This is a genomic window from Sphingosinicella sp. (genome assembly GCF_041916975.1).
In the GTDB taxonomy this organism is placed as follows: domain Bacteria; phylum Pseudomonadota; class Alphaproteobacteria; order Sphingomonadales; family Sphingomonadaceae; genus Sphingosinicella.
The window spans coordinates 3,893,988-3,912,626 of record NZ_JAYRYK010000001.1; the positions used below are offsets into that span (position 1 = coordinate 3,893,988).

Annotated in this window: 20 protein-coding genes; 13 read left to right on the forward strand and 7 right to left on the reverse strand. The window is 63.8% G+C overall.

Annotated features, from left to right (window positions below):
- Nucleotides 1–27: 27 nt before the first annotated feature.
- The 3 genes from accC to aroQ are packed head-to-tail and all read right to left on the reverse strand — an operon-like array spanning nt 28 to nt 2,327.
- The gene (gene accC / locus ACE3TJ_RS18250; protein WP_374598761.1) at nt 28–1,377 is read right to left on the reverse strand and encodes an acetyl-CoA carboxylase biotin carboxylase subunit; all 1,350 of its coding nucleotides are present in this window, start codon (nt 1,375–1,377) and stop codon (nt 28–30) included.
- A 2-nt stretch (nt 1,378–1,379) separates the two neighbouring features.
- Complete coding sequence (gene accB, locus ACE3TJ_RS18255) at nt 1,380–1,832, reverse strand: acetyl-CoA carboxylase biotin carboxyl carrier protein (RefSeq protein ID WP_374599447.1); 453 nt, start codon at nt 1,830–1,832, stop codon at nt 1,380–1,382.
- A gap of 54 nt (nt 1,833–1,886) precedes the next feature.
- Complete coding sequence (gene aroQ, locus ACE3TJ_RS18260) at nt 1,887–2,327, reverse strand: type II 3-dehydroquinate dehydratase (RefSeq protein WP_374598763.1); 441 nt, start codon at nt 2,325–2,327, stop codon at nt 1,887–1,889.
- Nucleotides 2,328–2,433: 106 nt separating this feature from the next.
- Here aroQ and thiS point away from each other — a divergent pair, with 106 nt between their 5' ends.
- The 3 genes from thiS (at nt 2,434) to ACE3TJ_RS18275 (ending at nt 4,207) form a co-directional block, all read left to right on the forward strand.
- Entirely contained in the window at nt 2,434–3,423 is a 990-nt protein-coding gene (thiS, locus tag ACE3TJ_RS18265) for a sulfur carrier protein ThiS (RefSeq protein WP_374598765.1), read from the forward strand.
- A 93-nt stretch (nt 3,424–3,516) separates the two neighbouring features.
- Nucleotides 3,517–3,699, forward strand: a complete 183-nt coding sequence (locus ACE3TJ_RS18270) for a CsbD family protein (protein WP_374598767.1) — start codon at nt 3,517–3,519, stop codon at nt 3,697–3,699.
- Between the two features lie 94 nt (nt 3,700–3,793).
- Nucleotides 3,794–4,207: a VOC family protein gene (locus ACE3TJ_RS18275; protein WP_374598769.1), complete on the forward strand. Its 414-nt coding sequence runs from the start codon at nt 3,794–3,796 to the stop codon at nt 4,205–4,207.
- A gap of 55 nt (nt 4,208–4,262) precedes the next feature.
- Here ACE3TJ_RS18275 and ACE3TJ_RS18280 read toward each other — a convergent pair whose 3' ends face one another.
- The 3 genes from ACE3TJ_RS18280 to ACE3TJ_RS18290 form a co-directional block, all read right to left on the reverse strand.
- Nucleotides 4,263–6,044, reverse strand: coding sequence for a tetratricopeptide repeat protein (locus tag ACE3TJ_RS18280; RefSeq protein ID WP_374598771.1), 1,782 nt, complete (start codon nt 6,042–6,044; stop codon nt 4,263–4,265).
- Between the two features lie 101 nt (nt 6,045–6,145).
- The gene (locus tag ACE3TJ_RS18285) at nt 6,146–6,628 is read right to left on the reverse strand and encodes an RNA pyrophosphohydrolase (protein ID WP_374598773.1); all 483 of its coding nucleotides are present in this window, start codon (nt 6,626–6,628) and stop codon (nt 6,146–6,148) included.
- Entirely contained in the window at nt 6,625–7,611 is a 987-nt protein-coding gene (locus ACE3TJ_RS18290) for an alpha/beta hydrolase (RefSeq protein ID WP_374598775.1), read from the reverse strand. Before ACE3TJ_RS18290 ends, ACE3TJ_RS18285 begins: the two co-directional genes overlap by 4 nt.
- Nucleotides 7,612–7,801: 190 nt before the next feature.
- Here ACE3TJ_RS18290 and ACE3TJ_RS18295 point away from each other — a divergent pair, with 190 nt between their 5' ends.
- From ACE3TJ_RS18295 to ACE3TJ_RS18335, 9 genes are all read left to right on the forward strand, one after another.
- Complete coding sequence (locus ACE3TJ_RS18295; protein ID WP_374598777.1) at nt 7,802–9,676, forward strand: 2-oxoacid:acceptor oxidoreductase subunit alpha; 1,875 nt, start codon at nt 7,802–7,804, stop codon at nt 9,674–9,676.
- Complete coding sequence (locus ACE3TJ_RS18300) at nt 9,673–10,695, forward strand: 2-oxoacid:ferredoxin oxidoreductase subunit beta (RefSeq protein ID WP_374598779.1); 1,023 nt, start codon at nt 9,673–9,675, stop codon at nt 10,693–10,695. The genes ACE3TJ_RS18295 and ACE3TJ_RS18300 overlap by 4 nt, the downstream gene beginning before the upstream one ends.
- Nucleotides 10,696–10,723: 28 nt before the next feature.
- Nucleotides 10,724–10,900 (forward strand): DUF4169 family protein, encoded by a 177-nt coding sequence (locus tag ACE3TJ_RS18305; protein ID WP_374598781.1) that lies wholly within the window; start codon nt 10,724–10,726, stop codon nt 10,898–10,900.
- A 218-nt stretch (nt 10,901–11,118) separates the two neighbouring features.
- Entirely contained in the window at nt 11,119–12,480 is a 1,362-nt protein-coding gene (locus ACE3TJ_RS18310; RefSeq protein ID WP_374599449.1) for a surface lipoprotein assembly modifier, read from the forward strand.
- A gap of 203 nt (nt 12,481–12,683) precedes the next feature.
- Nucleotides 12,684–13,493 carry a transferrin-binding protein-like solute binding protein gene (locus ACE3TJ_RS18315; RefSeq protein ID WP_374598783.1) on the forward strand — a complete coding sequence of 270 codons (810 nt, stop codon included), beginning with the start codon at nt 12,684–12,686 and terminating at the stop codon, nt 13,491–13,493.
- Nucleotides 13,494–13,891: 398 nt separating this feature from the next.
- On the forward strand, nt 13,892–14,560 hold the full coding sequence (locus tag ACE3TJ_RS18320) for a hypothetical protein (RefSeq protein ID WP_374598785.1): 669 nt from the start codon (nt 13,892–13,894) through the stop codon (nt 14,558–14,560).
- Nucleotides 14,561–14,673: 113 nt separating this feature from the next.
- Entirely contained in the window at nt 14,674–15,201 is a 528-nt protein-coding gene (locus ACE3TJ_RS18325) for an RNA polymerase sigma factor (protein WP_374598787.1), read from the forward strand.
- Complete coding sequence (locus tag ACE3TJ_RS18330; protein WP_374598789.1) at nt 15,201–15,683, forward strand: hypothetical protein; 483 nt, start codon at nt 15,201–15,203, stop codon at nt 15,681–15,683. The genes ACE3TJ_RS18325 and ACE3TJ_RS18330 overlap by 1 nt, the downstream gene beginning before the upstream one ends.
- Nucleotides 15,680–16,294, forward strand: coding sequence for a hypothetical protein (locus tag ACE3TJ_RS18335; protein ID WP_374598791.1), 615 nt, complete (start codon nt 15,680–15,682; stop codon nt 16,292–16,294). The genes ACE3TJ_RS18330 and ACE3TJ_RS18335 overlap by 4 nt, the downstream gene beginning before the upstream one ends.
- Nucleotides 16,295–16,298: 4 nt before the next feature.
- On the opposite strand, the gene ACE3TJ_RS18340 is transcribed toward ACE3TJ_RS18335, so the two are convergent.
- Nucleotides 16,299–17,168 (reverse strand): D-amino-acid transaminase, encoded by an 870-nt coding sequence (locus tag ACE3TJ_RS18340; protein ID WP_374598793.1) that lies wholly within the window; start codon nt 17,166–17,168, stop codon nt 16,299–16,301.
- An 85-nt stretch (nt 17,169–17,253) separates the two neighbouring features.
- Here ACE3TJ_RS18340 and ACE3TJ_RS18345 point away from each other — a divergent pair, with 85 nt between their 5' ends.
- Nucleotides 17,254–18,624 carry a deoxyribodipyrimidine photo-lyase gene (locus ACE3TJ_RS18345; protein ID WP_374598795.1) on the forward strand — a complete coding sequence of 457 codons (1,371 nt, stop codon included), beginning with the start codon at nt 17,254–17,256 and terminating at the stop codon, nt 18,622–18,624.
- Nucleotides 18,625–18,639: the final 15 nt, after the last annotated feature.

The window sequence follows — 18,639 nt, forward strand, 5'->3', positions numbered from 1 at the left end:
ATCTGGCAGATTGGGAAGGTGGGCCGCTCAGCCCTCGCGCCGCTTCTCCAGCCAGCTTTCCAGCCACTTGATCGTGTAGTCGCCGTTCTGGAACTCGGGGTCTTCGATCAGTGCCTGGTGGAGCGGGATCGTCGTCTTGGGGCCGGAGATGATGTATTCCTCCAGCGCACGGCGCAGCCGCATCAGGCAGTCGTTGCGACCTGAACCGTAGACGATCAGCTTGGAGATCAGGCTGTCGTAGTTCGAAGGGATGCGGTAGCCGTCGTAAAGCGCGCTATCGACGCGCACGTGCAGCCCGCCGGGCGCGTGATAATGCTCCACCTTGCCGGGCGAGGGCGCGAACGTTGCCGGGTCCTCGGCGTTGATGCGGCATTCGATGGCGTGGCCGGCGAAGCGGATGTCTTCCTGCTTCACGGAAAGCGGAAGCCCCGCCGCAACGCGGATCTGCTCGCGAACGAGGTCGATGCCGGTGATCATCTCGGTGACGGGATGCTCGACCTGCAGGCGCGTGTTCATCTCGATGAAGTAGAAGCGGCCATCTTCGTACAGGAACTCGATCGTGCCCGCGCCGCGATAGCCGAGGCCGGCGATCGCCTTGCGTACGATCTCGCCCATCTCCTCGCGCTGGCCTGCGTTGAGCGCGGGCGAGGGGGCTTCCTCCAGAACCTTCTGGTGGCGCCGCTGCAGCGAGCAGTCGCGCTCGCCGAGGTGGACGGCATTGCCGTGCGTGTCGCCGAACACCTGGAACTCGATGTGACGCGGATTGCCGAGGTACTTTTCAAGGTACACGGTGTCGTCGCCGAACGCGGCCTTCGCCTCGGCGCGCGCCTGCGCGATCAGCGTGCCGAGCTTTTCGGGGCTGTCGACGACCTTCATCCCGCGTCCGCCGCCGCCCGATGCGGCCTTCACCAGCACGGGGTAGCCGATTTCGAACGCGACCGTTTCGGCTTCCGAAAGGTCGGTGATCGGCCCGTCGCTGCCCGGCACGAGCGGCAGGCCGAGGCGCGCGGCGGTGCGCTTCGCTTCCACCTTATCGCCCATCATGCGGATGTGCTCGGGGCTCGGCCCGATCCACGCGAGCTTGTGCTCTTCCACGATCTCGGCGAAGCGCGCGTTCTCGGAAAGGAAGCCGTATCCGGGGTGGATCGCATCCGCCCCTGTGATCTCGGCCGCCGAGATGATCGCCGGGATGTTGAGATAGGACTCCGCCGCGCTCGGCGGGCCGATGCACACGGCCTGGTCGGCAAGGCGCACGTGCATGGCGTCGGAATCGGCGGTCGAGTGAACCGCGACCGTCTTGATGCCCATTTCATGGCACGCGCGGTGGATGCGAAGCGCGATTTCGCCGCGGTTCGCGATGAGGATCTTGTCGAACATCGTTATTCGATGACCACCAGCGGCTGGTCGTATTCCACGGGCTGTTCGTTCGCCACGCAGATCTTCACGACCTTGCCCGATTTCGGCGCCTGAATCGGGTTCATCACCTTCATCGCTTCCACGATCACCAGCGTATCGCCGGCGGAAACCGCAGCACCTTCCTTGATGAAGGGGGCGCTGCCGGGCTCGGCGGAGAGGTACACGGTGCCCACCATCGGCGATTTCACCGCGCCGGGGTGGGACTTGAGATCGGTTTCAGCCGGCGCGGCTGCTGGTGCTGCGGCAGGGGCAGCCGGGGCCGCTGCGACCGCAGCCACCGGCGCCGCGGCGACAACGCCGCTTATCTGCCGCGCAACGCGGATTTTGCGCCCCTCGTCCTCCACCTCGATCTCGCTGAGGCCTGTTTCATCCAGCAATTCCGCGAGCTGGCGCACCAGCTTCGTATCGACGTTCATGCCCGTCTTACCATTGGTCACGTTGCGTCCCCGATGTTGTTGTTCTGTAAGGTGTTAAAGTTGTGCGGCGGCGTCCAGCGCCAGCGCATATCCGTGGATACCGAAACCCGTGATCGATCCCTTCGCGACCGGCGCCACATGGCTCAGGTGCCGGAAGGTCTCACGGGCGTGAGGGTTGGAAATATGGACTTCGATGACCGGAACCGCAATCGCCTTGATGGCGTCGCGGATCGCGATCGATGTGTGCGTATAGGCGCCGGCGTTCAGGATCACGGCCTTTGCCCCCCGCGAAGCCGCCTCGTGAAGCCAGTCGACGAGGTGCCCTTCGTGGTTCGATTGGCGCACGTCGACTTCAAGGCCGAGCCCTTTGGCGCGGTCCTCCAGCATCGCCGCCACGTCATCGAGCGTGTCGGCGCCGTAAATCTCCGGCTCGCGCGTGCCGAGGAGGTTGAGGTTCGGCCCGTTGAGGACCAGCACCAGCGGCGTTTCTGCCATTCGAAGCCCCTTTGTCGCCCAATGCTCCCGAGCACTGGCCTGCGACGAAAGCGGCCCTTATATGGACGCTCCGCGCGACAGGGAAGCCTGAGAAGAATAAGGACCGATGACCATCAGCATCACCGTGAACGGCGAACCGCGCCGCATCATCCCCGGCGCCAGCATCGCGGCGCTCGTCGCCGAGCTGGATCTTGATCCCAAGGCCGTGGCGGTGGAGCGGAACCTCGAGATCGTCCCGAAGTCCGCCTACGCCGACGTTGCGCTCGCGGACGGCGACCAGCTGGAGATCGTGCATTTCGTGGGCGGCGGCAGTGCCGGCGGCAGCGAAGACGATAGCTGGGAAGTTGCCGGGCGCCGCTTCACCTCGCGGCTGATCGTGGGCACCGGCAAGTACAAGGATTATGCGGTGAACGCCGCGGCGGTCGAGGCCTCGGGCGCCGAGATCGTCACCGTCGCCGTGCGCCGCGTGAACCTCACGGATCGTTCGCAGCCGCTTCTCACCGATTATGTCGATCCGAAGCGCTATACCTATCTGCCGAACACCGCCGGCTGTTTCACGGCGGAAGACGCGATGCGCACGCTGCGCCTCGCGCGTGAGGCGGGCGGCTGGAACCTTGTGAAGCTGGAAGTTCTGGGCGAGGCGAAGACGCTCTACCCGGACATGGAGCAGACGCTCCGCGCCACGAAGGAACTCGTAAACGACGGTTTCGACGTCATGGTCTACTGCGCGGACGATCCCATCGCCGCGAAGAAACTGGAGGATGCCGGCGCCGCCGCGATCATGCCGCTCGGCGCACCGATCGGCTCGGGCCTCGGCATCCAGAACCCGGTGATGATCCGCCTCATCGTCGAGCAGGCGAAGGTGCCCGTGCTCGTCGACGCGGGCGTCGGTTCGGCGTCGGACGCTGCGGTGGCGATGGAGCTCGGCTGCGACGGCGTTCTTATGAATACAGCCATAGCCGAGGCGAAAGACCCGGTGATGATGGCCCGCGCCATGCGCCATGCTGTCGAGGCAGGGCGGCTTTCCTACCGGGCAGGCCGGATGCAGCGGCGTCTCTATGCCGATCCTTCCAGTCCCCTCGGTGGTCTGATCTGACGCTTGCGACGAGCCGCGGAACTCCTCTGTGGGCCCAGGCATTCTCCTGATGTGCGCATCCCCCGCCGCACAGTATTTTTCAGGAGTGACATCATGGGTGAACTCAAGGATCGCGCGAAAGGTCTCGCCAACGAGGCGGCCGGCAATGTGAAGCAGGCGGTCGGCAAGGCCACGAAAAACCCGCGCCTCGAAGCCGAAGGCATCGCGCAGGAACGCCGCGGCGAGGTCCAGAACGCAAAAGGCAAGGTGAAGGGCGCCCTCGGCGACCGCATCTAACGCCTAGTGCGTGAGGGAGGCGGCCGGGTCCACCCCGTGGGCCCGGCCGTTTTCCATGCTATGATGCGCGGCGCAAACGCTTGCGGAGGAAGCCATGACGGACGCACCACCAGAGCTTACCGGTGTCACGCCCCACCTCACGATCCGGGACAACAAGGCGAAAGACGCGATTGCCTTCTACGAGAAGGCCTTCGGCGCGCAGGAGCTGTTCCGCCATCCCGCGGACGACGGCGTGCGGCTGATGCACGCGCATCTCACGCTCTTCGGCGGTTCGCTGATGCTCCACGACGATTTTCCCGAAATGATGGGCGGCAAGCCGTCTGACGCCCCGGCCTGCGTCGTGCTCCATATCGAGGTGCCCGATGCCGATGCCGCTTGGGAGCGCGCAGTCGCGGCGGGTGCCACGGTACGTTTCCCGCTCGACAACCAGTTCTGGGGTCAACGCTACGGTCAGGTCGCTGACCCGTTCGGCCACATCTGGTCGATCGGCGGTCCGTTGAAGCCCTGAGCCACGCCCTCCCTCTCCCCGCTGGGGAGAGGGTCGGGGAGAGGGGGTGGACCGGCTACAATTTCGCCATCGTCAGCCAGTCCTTCTTCCCCATCCACGCCTGAGCGAACGCCGCGCGTGTCGCCGTCGCGCCTGCCGCGTCGCCCGTCCGCGCCTGCGTCTCCCCAAGGCCCCACAGCGCCCAGGCGTTGCCCGGATACTGAACCAGCGCCTTCTGGAACGCGGCTTCTGCGCCCTTGTAGTCGCCCGCCATGTAGAGTGCGCCGCCCAGCGACTGGTTCACCGGATAATACCAATAGGGCGGCTCGGTGTAGTTCACCCGCGTCTCCGCCTCTGCCCCCTTGCGGTAGAAGGCGACAGCGTCCTTGTAGCGCTTCTTCGCCATCGCCTGCCGCCCGAGGGCGACGTTCTCGGCGACCTCCAGAAGTGCCGGCACCGGCACCAGCCCGTCGGTCAGCGGCTTCCAGTCGGTCGTGCGGCCGATTTCACGCATCGCATCAAGTTCAGCCTTGAAGCCCTTGTCATTTCTCGCATCCGCCTGCGCGACAGCGCGCGCATAGCGCCACATCGCCTGCACGTAGGGCAGGCGCGCGTCGGGCGCGGGCAGCGCCATGATCTCCTTCGGCGTCGCGAAGTGCGCGTAGGCTAGGTAGGGCGCCGCATCCACCGGCTGCACGAACGGGATCGTCACGGTCACGTCCGGGTTAAGAATCTCGCGCAGCTTCGTCGCCTGCGAAACCGCCGTCTCCATGTCGCCCGCCATCTGCGCGGCGGAGACGATGAAGTGGACGTTGTGCGGGTAATATCCGAACCGGTAAATGCCCGCGAGCGGCGAGGATTTGAGATAGTCCTCGTCAACCTTCGCGGCGTCGACATTCACACGGATCGCGTCGCCGTAGCGCCCGACGCGATAGAACAGATGCCCCGGCATGTGGACGAGGTGGCCTGCCGCGGGCACCAGCGGCTTCGAAAGCCGGTCCGCCGCCGCCTCCGCCTGCGCGGGCCGCGCCGAGGCTTCGAGCAGGTGGATATAAAGATGCGAGGCCTGCGGGTGATAGGGATCACGCGCCATCACCTGCTCGACGAGCCGGATCGCCGGCACGATGTGCGGGTAGGGGGTCAGCCCGCCCGGCTCCCAATAATCCCAAGGTGAGGAGGTCATCGCGGATTCCGCCGCGAGCACGCCGATGTCGTTGTCCATCGGATAGTCGGCAGCGACCTTCATCATTGCTGCGGAAAACGCCTTGTCGAGGCTACTTCTGTCGGCGGGTGCGTTCTGCGCGTAGCGCGTCTGCAGCGCCTCGATCAGCGCGCGCTCGCGCGGGCTCGCTCTATCCTTCGCGGCGACGGCCTTCTGCAGCGCCGCCCATGTCGCCTCGTTCGTGGACGGGTCCATCGGCGCGTTGATGTTGGAGCCGTGCGCATAGGCCTCGCCCCAATAGCACATCGCGCAGTCGGGATCGCGGCGCGCGGCGGCGCGGAAGGCGCGGATCGCCTCCTGGTGGTTGAAGCCGTAGACCAGCATCAGCCCCTGGTTGAAAAAGGCCTGCGCCTCGGGGTTCTTCGTGCCGATCGGGAAGTTGACGTTGCCCAGCCCCTTGTAGAGCGGCGGCTCGCTGTCGAACTGCGGCAGCGTGTTCGCCATCGCATACTGGATGCGCTGCGGCAGTAGCGAGCGCTTCTTGCCCTGTCCGCACGCCTGGCTGAACGCGGTGGCCGGGTTCAGCAGGCGCAGCGCTTCGGGCGTCAATGTCGCGGATGCGGGGACGGCAGCGGGAATCGCGGCGAGCGCGGCAAGCGAGAAGACGGCAAAAGGAACGCGAGTGGATATGCTCACGGCAAATCTCCTGTCTGCGCGGGTTGCCCCGCACTGCTCTTCCTCGCGTTCCGACAAATACAGGATTACGTCCGACGGATCAATTCCGCCGTCGCTGTCGCCTACGCGAGTATGGGTTCGAACTCACGCAACACATCAATGTAAAGCTGTCGTTTGAACGGCACGATCAGGTCGGGAAGCATAGCAGGTTTCGCCCACTTCCATTCGCTGAACTCGGGATGTTCGGTGTCGATATCGATGTCGCTGTCCTTGCCGGTGAAGCGCATCGCGAACCACTTCTGCCGCTGCCCGGCATAGCGACCCTTCCAGATCTTGCCGATCAACTCGTCGGGCAGGTCGTACCAGTACCAGCCCGCGCTCACGGCGATGATCTCGGCCTTGTGGGTGCCGATCTCTTCGCCCAGCTCGCGCACGGCGGCTTCCTCGGGATCTTCGCCCGGGTCGATCCCACCCTGCGGCATCTGCCACGCCTCCGCGACCATATCGAGCCGCTTCGCCACAAACACGTGCTTCTTCGGATTGAGCAGCATGATGCCGACACAGGGCCGATACGGGAGCCCGGAGGGGTGGACGCGTTCGGTCACTCGGCAGCGGCTTTCATCATGGTGAGGTCGGCGCCCGCCTCGTTGATGATGTCCTTCAGCGCCGCGAGGCATCCGGCGAGGTCGCCCTGCGCCGACGGAATCGCCTGCCTCAGCGTGATGCTGCCGTGGATTTGACCCTTGGCCTCACGGAACACGGTCGGCACCCCGCTTGCGATCAGTTTCGCGGCATAGGCGCGGCCCTGGTCGCGCAGCGGATCGAGCCCGCAGGTAAAGACGAGCGCGGCGGGCTGGTTATCGAGCGCGGGCGAATGCAGCGGCGACGCGCGCGGGTCGGTGGGATCGGGCAGGTTCCCGATGTAGTGGCGCATGAACCACGCCATACTCTCGGCGGTCAGCAGATATCCGTCCGCGAAGGCCTCCATCGATCCCGTGTTCGCTGTCATGTCGACGCCCGGATAGATCAGCCACTGCGCGATGATCGGCGCGGGCAGCTTGCCCGCCAGTTCCTGCGCGACGATGGCAGCAAGATTGCCGCCCGCGCTGTCGCCCGCCACGACGATGCTCGTTACGGCGTGCCCGATTTCCTTCGGAGATGCCGCCGCCCAGCGCGTCGCGGCAAGGCAGTCCTCGCCCGCCGCCGGGAAGGCGTGCTCGGGGGCGAGGCGGTAGTCGACCGAAATCACGGTGATATCGAGGCTACGCGCGATCTCGGCGCAGAGCCCGTCGTGCGTTTCAAGGTCGCCGACCACCCAGCCGCCGCCGTGGAAGTACATGAGCGCCGATTGCGGCGCACCACCCGCCGCGCGCGCGCTGTAAAGGCGCAGCGGGATGCGGTCGCCGTGCGGCCCGTCGATGGCAAGGTCTTCCACCCGCGCGATCTCGCCGCGCGGCACTTCGGCCATCTGCACCATCATGCCCATCATCTGGCGGGCCGTGCCGGGGTCAAGCTCGTGCAGCTTGGGCCCGGGCTGCGCATTCAGCATATCGAGGAACGCCTGCACGTCTGGACGAACGAAACTCATCGCCGAATCTCCCTCCCTTGCGGATTTGGCGCGGACTATCCGCCGAGGCCGGCTCTGCCGCAAGTCGCGCTATCGACAGGTGGGCTGCACAAGCCTGACCTTGGGAGCCTCACATAAAATCTACTTTGCGGGCACGGGCTCGCGGGCTTAGAGATTCCCCGAACAAGCATACACAGTCCCGGGACCGCCAATGGCAACCAAGCTTAAAGACCCCATGCCCACCGAGGGCGCGGCGATCGCGCGCGACGCGGTCGTCGTCCGTTTCGCCGGCGACTCCGGCGACGGCATGCAGCTCACCGGCGGGCAGTTTACGCTGTCCACCGCGCTTGCGGGCAACGACCTCGCGACCTTCCCGGACTTTCCGGCGGAAATCCGCGCGCCGCAGGGCACGACCTTCGGCGTTTCGGCGTTCCAGATCAACTTCGGCTCCACTGCGATCGAAACCGCGGGCGACGCGCCCGATATCCTCGTGGCGATGAACCCGGCGGCCTTGAAGACGAACCTGTCGGCGCTCCGCCCCGGCGGGCTCATCATCGCCGACACCGGCGAGTTCAACGCCCGCAACCTCAAGAAGGCGGGCTACGAGGTCGATCCGCTGACGGACGGCAGCCTTGCCGACTATCAGGTCGTCGCCTTCGATATTTCTGCGCGCACGATGGAGTCGGTCGCCGAATACGGCCTCGGCAACAAGGAGGCGCTGCGCTGCAAGAACATGTGGACGCTCGGCCTCGCGCTCTGGATGTTCGATCGCGACCGCCAGCCGCTCATCGACTGGCTCAATGCCAAGTTCTCGAAGAGCCCGGTCCTCGCCGACGCCAACATCGCCGCGCTCAATGCCGGTCACGGTTACGGCGAAACCGCCGAAATGGGCACGTTCGCGCGCTACCATGTCGAAGCCGCGCCCGCCGAAGCGGGGCTCTACCGCACCGTCACGGGCGCGGAGGCACTGAGCCTCGGCCTCGTCGTCGGTGCGAACCTCGCGCATCTGCCGCTGTTCTTCGGCTCGTACCCGATCACGCCCGCCTCCTCGATCCTGCACACGCTCGCGCGCCTCAAGGAGTACGGCGTCACCACCTTCCAGGCGGAAGACGAAATCGCCGCGATCTGCGCCGCGATCGGCGCCTCCTATGCGGGCCAGCTCGGCATCACCTCGTCGTCCGGCCCCGGCATCGCGCTGAAGGGTGAAGCGCTCGGCCTCGCGATCATGACCGAGCTCCCGCTCGTTATCGTGAACAGCCAGCGCGGCGGGCCGTCGACGGGCCTCCCCACGAAGACCGAGCAGTCGGATCTCTACCAGGCCGTTTACGGCCGCAACGGCGACGCGCCACTCGCCGTGATCGCCGCCCGCTCGCCGTCCGATGCGTTCGACGCCGCGATTGAGGCCTGCCGCCTCGCCGTGCGCTACATGACGCCGGTGATGCTGCTGACGGACGGCTACATCGCCAACGCCGCCGAGCCGTGGAAGGTGCCGGACATCGGCACCTATGAAGAGTTCCCGGTCACGTTCCACGAGGAACTGCCGCCAGAGGGCACGGAGCTGAACCCCTATGCCCGCGACGAAAAGCTTGCGCGCGTCTGGATCAAGCCCGGCACGCCCGGCCTGATGCACCGCATCGGCGGCATCGAGAAGAGCTACAATTCGGGCCACATCGATTATTCGCCCGAAAACCACCAGAAGATGACCGACACGCGCAAGGCGAAGATCGACGGCATCGCGAACGACATTCCGGAGCAGGACGTCTGCCTCGGCGCGCCCGGTGAAAAGCTCGCCGTCGTCGGCTGGGGCTCGACCTTCGGCCCGATCCATCAGGCCGTCCGCCGTGCCCGCGCGAAGGGCGCGAGCGTTGCCCATATCCACATCCGCCACATCTGGCCGCTGCCGAGAAATCTCGGAGATTTGCTCAAGACTTACGACCGGATTCTCGTACCCGAGATGAACACGGGTCAGCTCAAGACCGTGCTGCGCGACCAGTTCCTTGTGGACGCGAAACCGCTCAACAAGGTCTCCGGCCAGCCCTTCAAGATCGCCGAGATCGAGGCCGCTATCGAGGGAGCCCTCGCATGAACGTCGTCACCCCCCTGAAAGCCGCCGATTTCGCCACAGATCAGGAGGTGCGCTGGTGCCCCGGCTGCGGCGACTATGCCATATTGAAGGGCGTCCAGCGCACGATGGCGGAGCTTGGCGCGCGGCCTGAAAACACCGTGTTCGTCAGCGGCATCGGCTGCTCGTCGCGCTTCCCCTATTACATGGCGACCTACGGCTTCCACACCATCCACGGCCGCGCCCCCGCGATCGCGACCGGCGTGAAGCTCGCCAATCCTGAACTCGACGTGTGGCTCGTCACCGGCGACGGCGACGGGCTTTCCATCGGCGGCAACCACATGCTGCACCTGCTGCGCCGCAATCTCGATTGCCAGGTGCTGCTGTTCAACAACGAGATCTACGGGCTCACCAAGGGCCAGTATTCACCGACGAGCCGCGTCGGCACGCGCACGCCCACCTCGCCGTTCGGCTCGGTGGACCGTCCCGCGAGCCCCTGCGCCTTCGCGATCGGCGCCGGCGCCCGCTTCATCGCGCGCTGCATCGACACCTCGCAGAAGGAAATGCCCGGCATCCTGAAGCGCGCCCACGCGCACAAAGGCACCAGCTTCGTCGAGCTCTACCAGAACTGTATCGTCTACAACGACGCGGTGTTCGAGCCGTTCACCGCGAAGGCGAATGCCGCCGAAAGCCAGATATGGCTGGAACACGGCAAGCCGATGCTGTTCGCGGGCGGCACCAAGGGCCTCACGCTCAACCGGCAGGAACTCCGCCTCGAAGTCGTCGAGGTTGCGGACGGCAACTGGGAAGCCGCGGGCGTCATCGTCCACGACGAGACCAACAAGGGCGTAGCGCAGATGCTGGTGGATATGCCGTTTCCCGGCTTCCCGATCGCACTCGGCGTCATCTTCTGCTCGCCCGCGCCCAGCTACGAAAGCGCGCTCGGCGAACAGACGAAGACGCTGACCCAAGGCAAGATCGCCGACCTCTCCGCGCTGATCCGCAAGGGCCAGACGTGGGAAGTCACCGAAAAGCGCGACTGAGCCGAGCGGGCGGGTAGGGCAGTCCCGCATGGCCGAACTCATAAACCTCCGCCAAAGGCGCAAGGCAAAGATGCGCGCCGAAGCGGAGGCCAAAGCCGCCGAGAACCGCCACCTTCACGGAAGAACGTTGGCCGAAAAGCGCGCCGCGAAGGATGAGGTTGTGCGTCTGGAAAAGCACTTCGAAGCGCACAAGCGCGAGGATTGATGACCGCTCCAAACGCTCTCCCCATTGGCGAACTCGCGTCCCGCGCCATCACAACTGCGATCACCCCATTCGGCGATGTTTAGGTGCGCGCAAGGGGGCTTGCGGTGTCGAAGTTGTAGGGAGCCGCGGAAAGAAGCGCTAAAAAACTGCTTTTTTACTTGAAAATTCTTGAAATTACGTTCGACTTTACAGTCCTTGACGGTTAAATCCCATCGGTGATGTATTTGTACGTACCGCGTGGGCGATTCTTCAATATCGCGCTATCAATTCTGAGTGCGGTTTTCGCAGGACTTCTTGCCTCTCCGGTTGAAGCAAATGATAGCAACCGGATATCTCGCGATACTGCAACACTTACCGCTGCCGAGGTTTTTCATCTCGCCGAGGCGCTCGGGGCGGATGGCAAACTAGCCGCCGCCGAAACTTTGCTCGTTGGTCTGACCCGGGATCCTTCGTCAGACATACGTGCGGAGGCCGGGTTCAGACTTGCTCGGTTGCGTGCAAGTATGGGCAACCTCCAAGGAAGCGCTTCCGCTCTTCGGAGAGTGCTTGAGGAGCAACCTGACGCGACGGTCGTGAGGTTGGAACTGGCGCGCATTTTATCACTGATGGGAGAAGATGGCGCAGCTTCTGCCCAGCTTAGGCGGGTCCATTCGGCAGATCTTCCACCGGAAATTGCAGAAATAGTGCAGAGATTTTCTTTAGCACTTCGATCAAAACGAAAAACTGGCGCCTCTTTTGAATTCGGATTGGCTCCGGACACGAACATAAGCCGATCTACATCGAAAGAAACTGTGGATACAATTATTGCACCGATTTACTTGGACCGTGATGCGCGAGCACGATCCGGTGTTGGTCTCCACGTTTCCGGACAAGCTTTTGCTCGAATTGGCGATGATAGTCACCTGAACTTCATGGTTCGTGGGTCCGGAAGAACCCAATTATATAAAGAGAGCAAATTCAACGATGTTAGCCTTGCGTTGGCGTTAGGGCCAGAAATTACAATGCGATCGACGAAAATTAGACCCGCTGTATCTATTAATTACCGCTGGGTTGGTAACGAAATTTATTCTCGGTCATTTGGAGGGGGTCTGAACATCTCCTTTCCATTCGAAAAAGTCGACCGACTAGAGCTTAATCTCAACCTTCTTAAATCGACGTACCCGAACTTGAAACGTCAGAACGGCAATATCGGGTCAATCTCGCTCGCATACGAGAGAGCGCTCTCGCCCAAAACATACATGCGCGTTTCTACGGGAATTAGTCGGCAGAATGCCAAAAGCCCGATATTCTCTAACACCAGCGCTTACGCGGATGGGCTGCTCAGCCGCGACATTGGAGGGTTTACCATTTATGGAAGGGTTCTGCGCGCACAGACCAAAGCTGATGAAGCGATTTCCCTTTTTGGCGCCCGACGGAACGATCGCACGTTGGAGTTCGGCGGCGGGATTGTAGCACAGCGATTAAAGTTTCGGGGGATGTCACCGGTTTCGCGTGTAACAAGAACTAAAAATGATTCTCCTATAGATTTGTATGAATACAAACGATTGAGGTTTGAATTCGCACTGTCTAAAGAGTTTTAGACATTTCCAAGACGTTACTGACCAGAAACGGCGTATGGGTGGACTGTATGATACGAAATTCAGCGTTTTTCGCACTGCTCGCCCTTGCAGGTTGTGGCGGCGGCAGTGGAGGTGGCACCGCGCTTCCCGTTACACCGGTCCCGCCGCCGCCACCTCCCCCGCCGACATACGCTTCAATCAATGACCCTACCAAGAGCGTGCATTTGGACTTTCTGTCTGGTGCATCAATGATAGGAATAGGTTGGCGAGAGAAAAACAATGAGCCTGCAACAGATTATACGTCTGTATCCGGCGGCGTTCGCCCGCGGGACGGCGAAATATCGCTAAGCTATAATGCTGAAAAAAAAGAATATAATGTTCAATATCGAGGTGAATCAGCAATTTACTCTGATAAGGACTTGGTCGGAGAGGCTGAAGATGGAAAAAGTTATGACATATTTGATGAATCTGACCCTGTTAATTGGATAGATAAATATTTTTCTATATACCACGACAAAGATCTTACGCTGACATATATGAACATTGGTATATTTACTGTTACAAAACCTAAAAATTATGATAATGGTGATTATGCATTAGAGGTAAATACGCAATATTTTGCTTTCGGTCACAAAACAGAGCAAAATGATATGCCAAGATCCGGCAAAGGTGCGTACAATTTTGTTGTGGCAAGTACGGCTTATTCTTCGTACGGATTCCATCAATACTTTGGCGATGGCAAGCTAAATGTAGACTTTTCGACTGGTGATGTGGTATCAAAATTCGATGTCAAGCTAGGAGCTTGGGCCGAAGGTAATAAGCCGCAAGAGTCTTACGCCTTGAGTTTGGAGGGTTCGATTTTTGAAGGCAGCAATCGGCTGAACGGTACGATCATCAGTGAGAACTCCTCGCACGCGGGCAATTTTACGGGAAATTTCTTTGGTCCAGCGGCTGAGGAGGTGGGAGTTACCTTCTTTATGCAGGACGCCAATGGTGGAGGTTTGGTCGGGGCCATTGCAGGAGAGCGGCAGTAATTCCAGAATAAATATCGAAAACGAGTGCACTGATCGCCGCGGCTTTACGTTGAAGTGAAAATTCTTGGTCGGAAGGCGGCGGGCAGAAAATAGTTGCCGTTGCTTAATGTGGTGCAGCTTGCGTCCTTGGCTGCTCGATGCTGGCCGAGCGCGCACTTGCTCCTTCCAATACCAAATGCGGAAAAATCGGCTGATCCCGACCACCTTCCATAATAGGAACACCTGTGCCTCCCTCCGGCACATGACCCAAGCCCCCGCACTCCCTTCGCCCCGCACCGCAACTCAGCGCCACGACGGCTGGACGCCCGAACGCCGGCGCATCTTCCTTGAAACCCTCGCTGAATGCGGCACCGTGCAGGATGCCTGCCGCGCTGCAGGCATGAGTCCCGCAAGCGCCTATGCGCTGCGTCAGCGGGCGTCCGGCGCGCTGTTCGCGCTCGGCTGGGCCGCCGCGCTCCGTCATGCGCGAGCGGCTGGCGGACGAGCTTCTCTCGCGCGCCATGCACGGCTGCACCGAAACGGTGGAGCGCGGCGACGCGGTCATCATGCGCCACCGCTTCGACAATCGCCTGTCGATGGCCATGCTCACCCGGCTGGACCGCGAGGCGGAGAAGTTCGACGAGGCCGCGCGCACCGTCACCATCGTCGCGGAAGATTTCGAGGCGTTGCTCGAATGCGTTGAGGCGGACGACGCGGAGGCCGAAGCGGCGTTCGTCGCCGCGCGCCGGCCGCCGCCGTTCGCACCCCCGAAACCCACGCTCGCGGAAACGGAACTCATGCTGGCGCTTGCCGAAGCGGATCGGCTGAAAGCCTATGCCGCGATGCGCCCCGAAGATATCGACACGTCCGATCTCGATCCGGACGAGTTCGCGGACTGGACGGATGACCAGTGGGAACGCGCCTATCGCAGCGGTCTCGTCGATGCGGTAGAGCAATCCGATGCCGAGGACGACGACGAGGATGATGAGGACGGCGATGAAGAGGTCGCCGGCGCCGATCGCGGCGAAGCGTCTTGGCATGTCTCAACTTCGTCAACTTCGCACCGCGATGATCGCCCCGCCCCCTGAAATCGCGGGGCGGTGCAAATCGTTGCGGGGGACTTCGCCGCCGCCGTGCGTATCTCCTCTCGATGCTGCAGGTGAATAGGGGCGTCGAGCGATCGGACGAGCCCGGGGGGCTCATGGTTGCCGTGCAGAACGGCGACGAGGATGCCTTTCGCCTGCTGACAAGGCGCCTTTACGGGCCTGCGATCGGCATCGCGACCAAGGTTCTCGGGGACCGCAGCGAGGCGGAGGACGCTGTGCAGGCCGCGCTTGTGAAGCTGTGGCGGCAGGCGGCGTCGTTCGATGCGGGCAAGGCGAAGGTGGAAACGTGGTTTCGCCGCATCGTCGTCAACGCCTGTATCGACCGGAAGCGGGCGCTGAGGCCCGTGCAGCCGCTGGAACTGGTGGCGGAGCGGGCGAGCGACGATCCCGATCCGGAGGCGCTTGCCGGGCAGAGCGCCCGCTCGCGGCGGATCGCGGAGGCGATGGCGCATCTGCCCGCGCGGCAGCGCACCGCCATCGCGCTCTTCTATGGGGAGGGCGCGACGATGAACGAGATTGCCGAGGCGCTGGAGACGACGCCGAAGGCGGTGGAAGGACTTCTGGCGCGCGCGCGCGCCGAGCTTGCGGAGCGGCTCCGGCCGCTGGCCGAAGAGGTGATGTGATGGAACGGGGAAGAGTGATCGAGATCATCGAGGCTTACGGCGGTTCTCCCGCCGCTTGGCCCGAGGATGAACGCGCGGCGGCGGAACGGCTTGCCATGTCGGATTCGGCACTCATCGCCATGATGAACGATGCGCGGAGCGTGGATCGCCTGCTCAGGGACTGGGCGTGCGAGCTTGTCCCGGCGAGCGATGCCGACGCCGATGCCGCCGCGGACCGCGCGCTGGCGGAGGCTTACCGGTCTGGTGCGCCGCGCCGCTGGTGGATGCGCGCCGCGTTCGGCGGGGCGATTGCCGCGTCGCTGGCGATCGGCGGGGTGCTCTTGTCGCGGCCCGACGCCGTGCCCGGCCCCGCGCCGGTGGCACAGCCGAAGGTGCAGGTCGCGCTCGGCGATCTTTCTGGAGAAGACGCCCAGGCGGCGCATGACATGCTTGTGTGGGGGAACGTGTTCACGCCCACCCCCGAAGAGGAGATGGTGTTATGAAAATGGCGTTTGCAGGCGTGATGCTCGCTGTCGCCATGTTGGGCGCGACGGCTGCGTCTGCGGGCGACGACCCGCGCGGGCAGCGACAGACCAGGCTGGAATGGAAGGCGCCGTTCGCGGACATGTCCCCGCAGGGCGCGGCGATCATCGCCGAAGCGATGCAGGCGCAGCGCATCCCCTCGAACGCGGAGGAGGTTCGCAAGGCGCGGCAGAAGGTGCTTGATCTGATCTCGGCGGAAAGGCTGGATATCGAGGCGATCCGCAGGGCACAGGCGGAGGAGCGCGCACTCGCGATCAAGGAACACGCCCGCGCGCAGGAAAAGATGCTGAAGGCTTACCAGCGCCTCTCGCTGCAGGATCGGCGCGCGTTCGCCGAAGGGATGCGCGAGCAGGAGGAGCGCATGATGCAGCACCTCGCCCGCGCCCGCGAGCGGATGAAGGACGCGCAGGAGCGAAGCCGCTTGGATGCGGATCGCATGAAGCGCGAGATGGAAAAGATGCGCAAGGAGATGCTGCGCAATGCCAAGGAAACCGGCGGCCTCTGGATCGTGATCCCGCCGGTTCCTCCAGCTACGCCGCCCGAACCGGTCGATCCCGACCGCAACGGTTGATTGTTTAGCGCCGCCAGCCCGTCTGGCGTTCGACCTCGGTCCAGAGAGCCTCGGCGAGCCGGGCCGTTACGGGTCCGGGCGTGCCGTCACCGATCCGGTTGCCGTCGATGCTGACGATCGGAAGGCAGGGCGCGGTCGTCGAGGTCAGGAACGCCTCGGCGGCGTCCAGCGCGTCGGCGGTGGTGAACGGCGCTTCCTCGACCCGGAACTGGTGCTCGCGGGCGAGCGCGAGCAGCGTGCCGCGCATCACGCCGTGCAGGATGTTTTCGGATGCCGGGTAGGTGACGATGGTGCCGTCCTTGCGAACGATCCAGGCGTTGGTGGAGGAGCCTTCGGTGACGGTGCCGTCCGGGTCCACGAACCACGCCTCGAAGGCCTTGGCTTCACGGGCCGATTGTTTCGCGAGCACGTTCGGCAGCAGCGCGATCGATTTGATATCGCGGCGCTGCCAGCGGATTTCGGGGTGGGTGATTACGGAAATGCCGGTTTTCTGCTGCGCGACCCGTACCCGGAAATCGAATGGCCGGGCGGTCATCACCAGCGTCGGCACGGCATCGGCGGGGAAGGGGTGGTCGCGCCGCGCCGCGCCGCGTGTCGCCTGCACATACAGCAGGCCGTCGCGAATCCGGTTCGCGGCAAGCACGCGGCGGGCAACGATGGAAAGCGCCGCGTCGCTCATCGGCGCTGCGATCGAAAGTTCCCGAAGGCTGCGGCCGAGCCGCGCGACGTGCTGCGGCCAGTCGAGCATCCGGCCGTTCAGAACCGCCGCGACCTCGTAGACGCCGTCGGCGAACTGGAAGCCGCGGTCCTCGATGTGAACCGTGGCATCGGCGAGCGGAACGAGACGACCGTTGACGTAGGCGAGGCGGGACATTCTATCGTTATGACTCCGGGGCGTTTTTCGAGCTTGTGAGTAGTGGCCGGGGCAGGGAAGAACAAGCGGCGATGAAGGGAAAAGCATGACCGGTGCGATCGTCTGGCTGCGCGAGGATCTCCGACTCGCCGACCAGCCCGCCTTTGCCGCGGCGGCGCGGGAAGGCGGTGTGATCCCCGTCTACGTCCTCGACGACGAAACACCACGTCACCGCCGGATCGGCAGTGCGCAGCGCTGGTGGCTGCACCACAGCCTTGCCAGCCTCGATGCCGATCTCCGCAAGCGCGGCTCCCGCCTCATCCTGCGCCGTGGCGTCGCGGCGGACGTGCTCGCCGATCTCGTCGCCGAAACCGGCGCTGAGCGCGTTCACGCGCTCCGCCACTACGCGCCGTGGTGGCGCAATGCCGAGCGTGCGCTCGGCGCAAAAATCGATCTCGTCCTCCACGACGGCGTCTGTCTGCTGCCGCCGGGTGAAGTGCGGACAGGGGCGGGCGATCTCTACAAGATCTTCACGCCCTTCTGGCGTGCGCTGCGCGACCGGATGCCGCCCGCCGCATCGATCCCCGCACCCGAACGCCTCACGACACCGGAAGCTTGGCCCGAGTCCGACGCGCTGGAGGACTGGGCGCTGCTGCCCACACGCCCGGACTGGGCAGGCGGCTTCGATGTCTGGATGCCCGGAGAAGCCGGCGCAAACGCGCGGCTGGAGACGTTCCTGCCGAATGTCGCTGCCTACGATGCCACACGGAACCTGCCGTCGGAGGAAGGCGTCTCGTACCTGTCGCCGCACCTGCATTTCGGCGAGATTTCCGTCGCCGAAGTCTGGCGCCGCGCCGCCGCCCGGCCCGGCGCGGAACCGTTTCTGCGCGAGCTAGCGTGGCGCGACTATGCGCAGAACGTCATTCTCGCCCGCCCGGACTACGGCAAGGCGAACGGTCTGCCGGCGTTCGACCCTTTCCCCTGGCGCGACATGGCGGACCCCGATGTCGCCGCGGATTTCCGCGCATGGTGCCGGGGTGAAACCGGCTATCCGATCGTCGACGCAGGGATGCGCGAGCTTTGGGCGACGGGGTGGATGCACAACCGCGTGCGGATGATCGCCGCCAGCTTCCTCGTGAAGCATCTGCTCATCGACTGGCGCGAAGGCGAGCGTTGGTTCTGGGATACGCTCGTCGATGCGGATTACGGCAGCAACAGCGTCAACTGGCAGTGGACGGCGGGCACGGGCATCGATGCGAACATGTTCGTGCGCATCATGGCGCCGCTCACCCAGTCCGAAAAGTTCGGCGCGGCGGACTATATCCGCCGCTGGGTGCCGGAACTCTCGGGCCTTGGCGATGCCGTGATCCATGATCCGGACGAGCACAACGTCCGCCCCGCCGCCTATCCCGAAAAGCGCATCGGACACCGCGCTGCGCGGGAACGTGCGCTCGCTGCCCTCTCCACGATTCGCTAGGCTTTGAATTCGCTT

Coding starts and splice junctions, on each gene's coding strand:
- accB (WP_374599447.1), bottom strand. CDS start 1,832: ATGAACGTCGATACGAAGCTGGTGCGCCAGCTCGCGGAATTGCTGGAT.
- ACE3TJ_RS18275 (WP_374598769.1), top strand. CDS start 3,794: ATGACGGACGCACCACCAGAGCTTACCGGTGTCACGCCCCACCTCACG.
- ACE3TJ_RS18320 (WP_374598785.1), top strand. CDS start 13,892: ATGCGCTGCGTCAGCGGGCGTCCGGCGCGCTGTTCGCGCTCGGCTGGG.
- thiS (WP_374598765.1), top strand. CDS start 2,434: ATGACCATCAGCATCACCGTGAACGGCGAACCGCGCCGCATCATCCCC.
- ACE3TJ_RS18300 (WP_374598779.1), top strand. CDS start 9,673: ATGAACGTCGTCACCCCCCTGAAAGCCGCCGATTTCGCCACAGATCAG.
- ACE3TJ_RS18335 (WP_374598791.1), top strand. CDS start 15,680: ATGAAAATGGCGTTTGCAGGCGTGATGCTCGCTGTCGCCATGTTGGGC.
- ACE3TJ_RS18270 (WP_374598767.1), top strand. CDS start 3,517: ATGGGTGAACTCAAGGATCGCGCGAAAGGTCTCGCCAACGAGGCGGCC.
- ACE3TJ_RS18330 (WP_374598789.1), top strand. CDS start 15,201: ATGGAACGGGGAAGAGTGATCGAGATCATCGAGGCTTACGGCGGTTCT.
- ACE3TJ_RS18345 (WP_374598795.1), top strand. CDS start 17,254: ATGACCGGTGCGATCGTCTGGCTGCGCGAGGATCTCCGACTCGCCGAC.
- ACE3TJ_RS18290 (WP_374598775.1), bottom strand. CDS start 7,611: ATGAGTTTCGTTCGTCCAGACGTGCAGGCGTTCCTCGATATGCTGAAT.
- aroQ (WP_374598763.1), bottom strand. CDS start 2,327: ATGGCAGAAACGCCGCTGGTGCTGGTCCTCAACGGGCCGAACCTCAAC.
- accC (WP_374598761.1), bottom strand. CDS start 1,377: ATGTTCGACAAGATCCTCATCGCGAACCGCGGCGAAATCGCGCTTCGC.
- ACE3TJ_RS18295 (WP_374598777.1), top strand. CDS start 7,802: ATGGCAACCAAGCTTAAAGACCCCATGCCCACCGAGGGCGCGGCGATC.
- ACE3TJ_RS18325 (WP_374598787.1), top strand. CDS start 14,674: ATGGTTGCCGTGCAGAACGGCGACGAGGATGCCTTTCGCCTGCTGACA.
- ACE3TJ_RS18310 (WP_374599449.1), top strand. CDS start 11,119: ATGTATTTGTACGTACCGCGTGGGCGATTCTTCAATATCGCGCTATCA.
- ACE3TJ_RS18340 (WP_374598793.1), bottom strand. CDS start 17,168: ATGTCCCGCCTCGCCTACGTCAACGGTCGTCTCGTTCCGCTCGCCGAT.
- ACE3TJ_RS18305 (WP_374598781.1), top strand. CDS start 10,724: ATGGCCGAACTCATAAACCTCCGCCAAAGGCGCAAGGCAAAGATGCGC.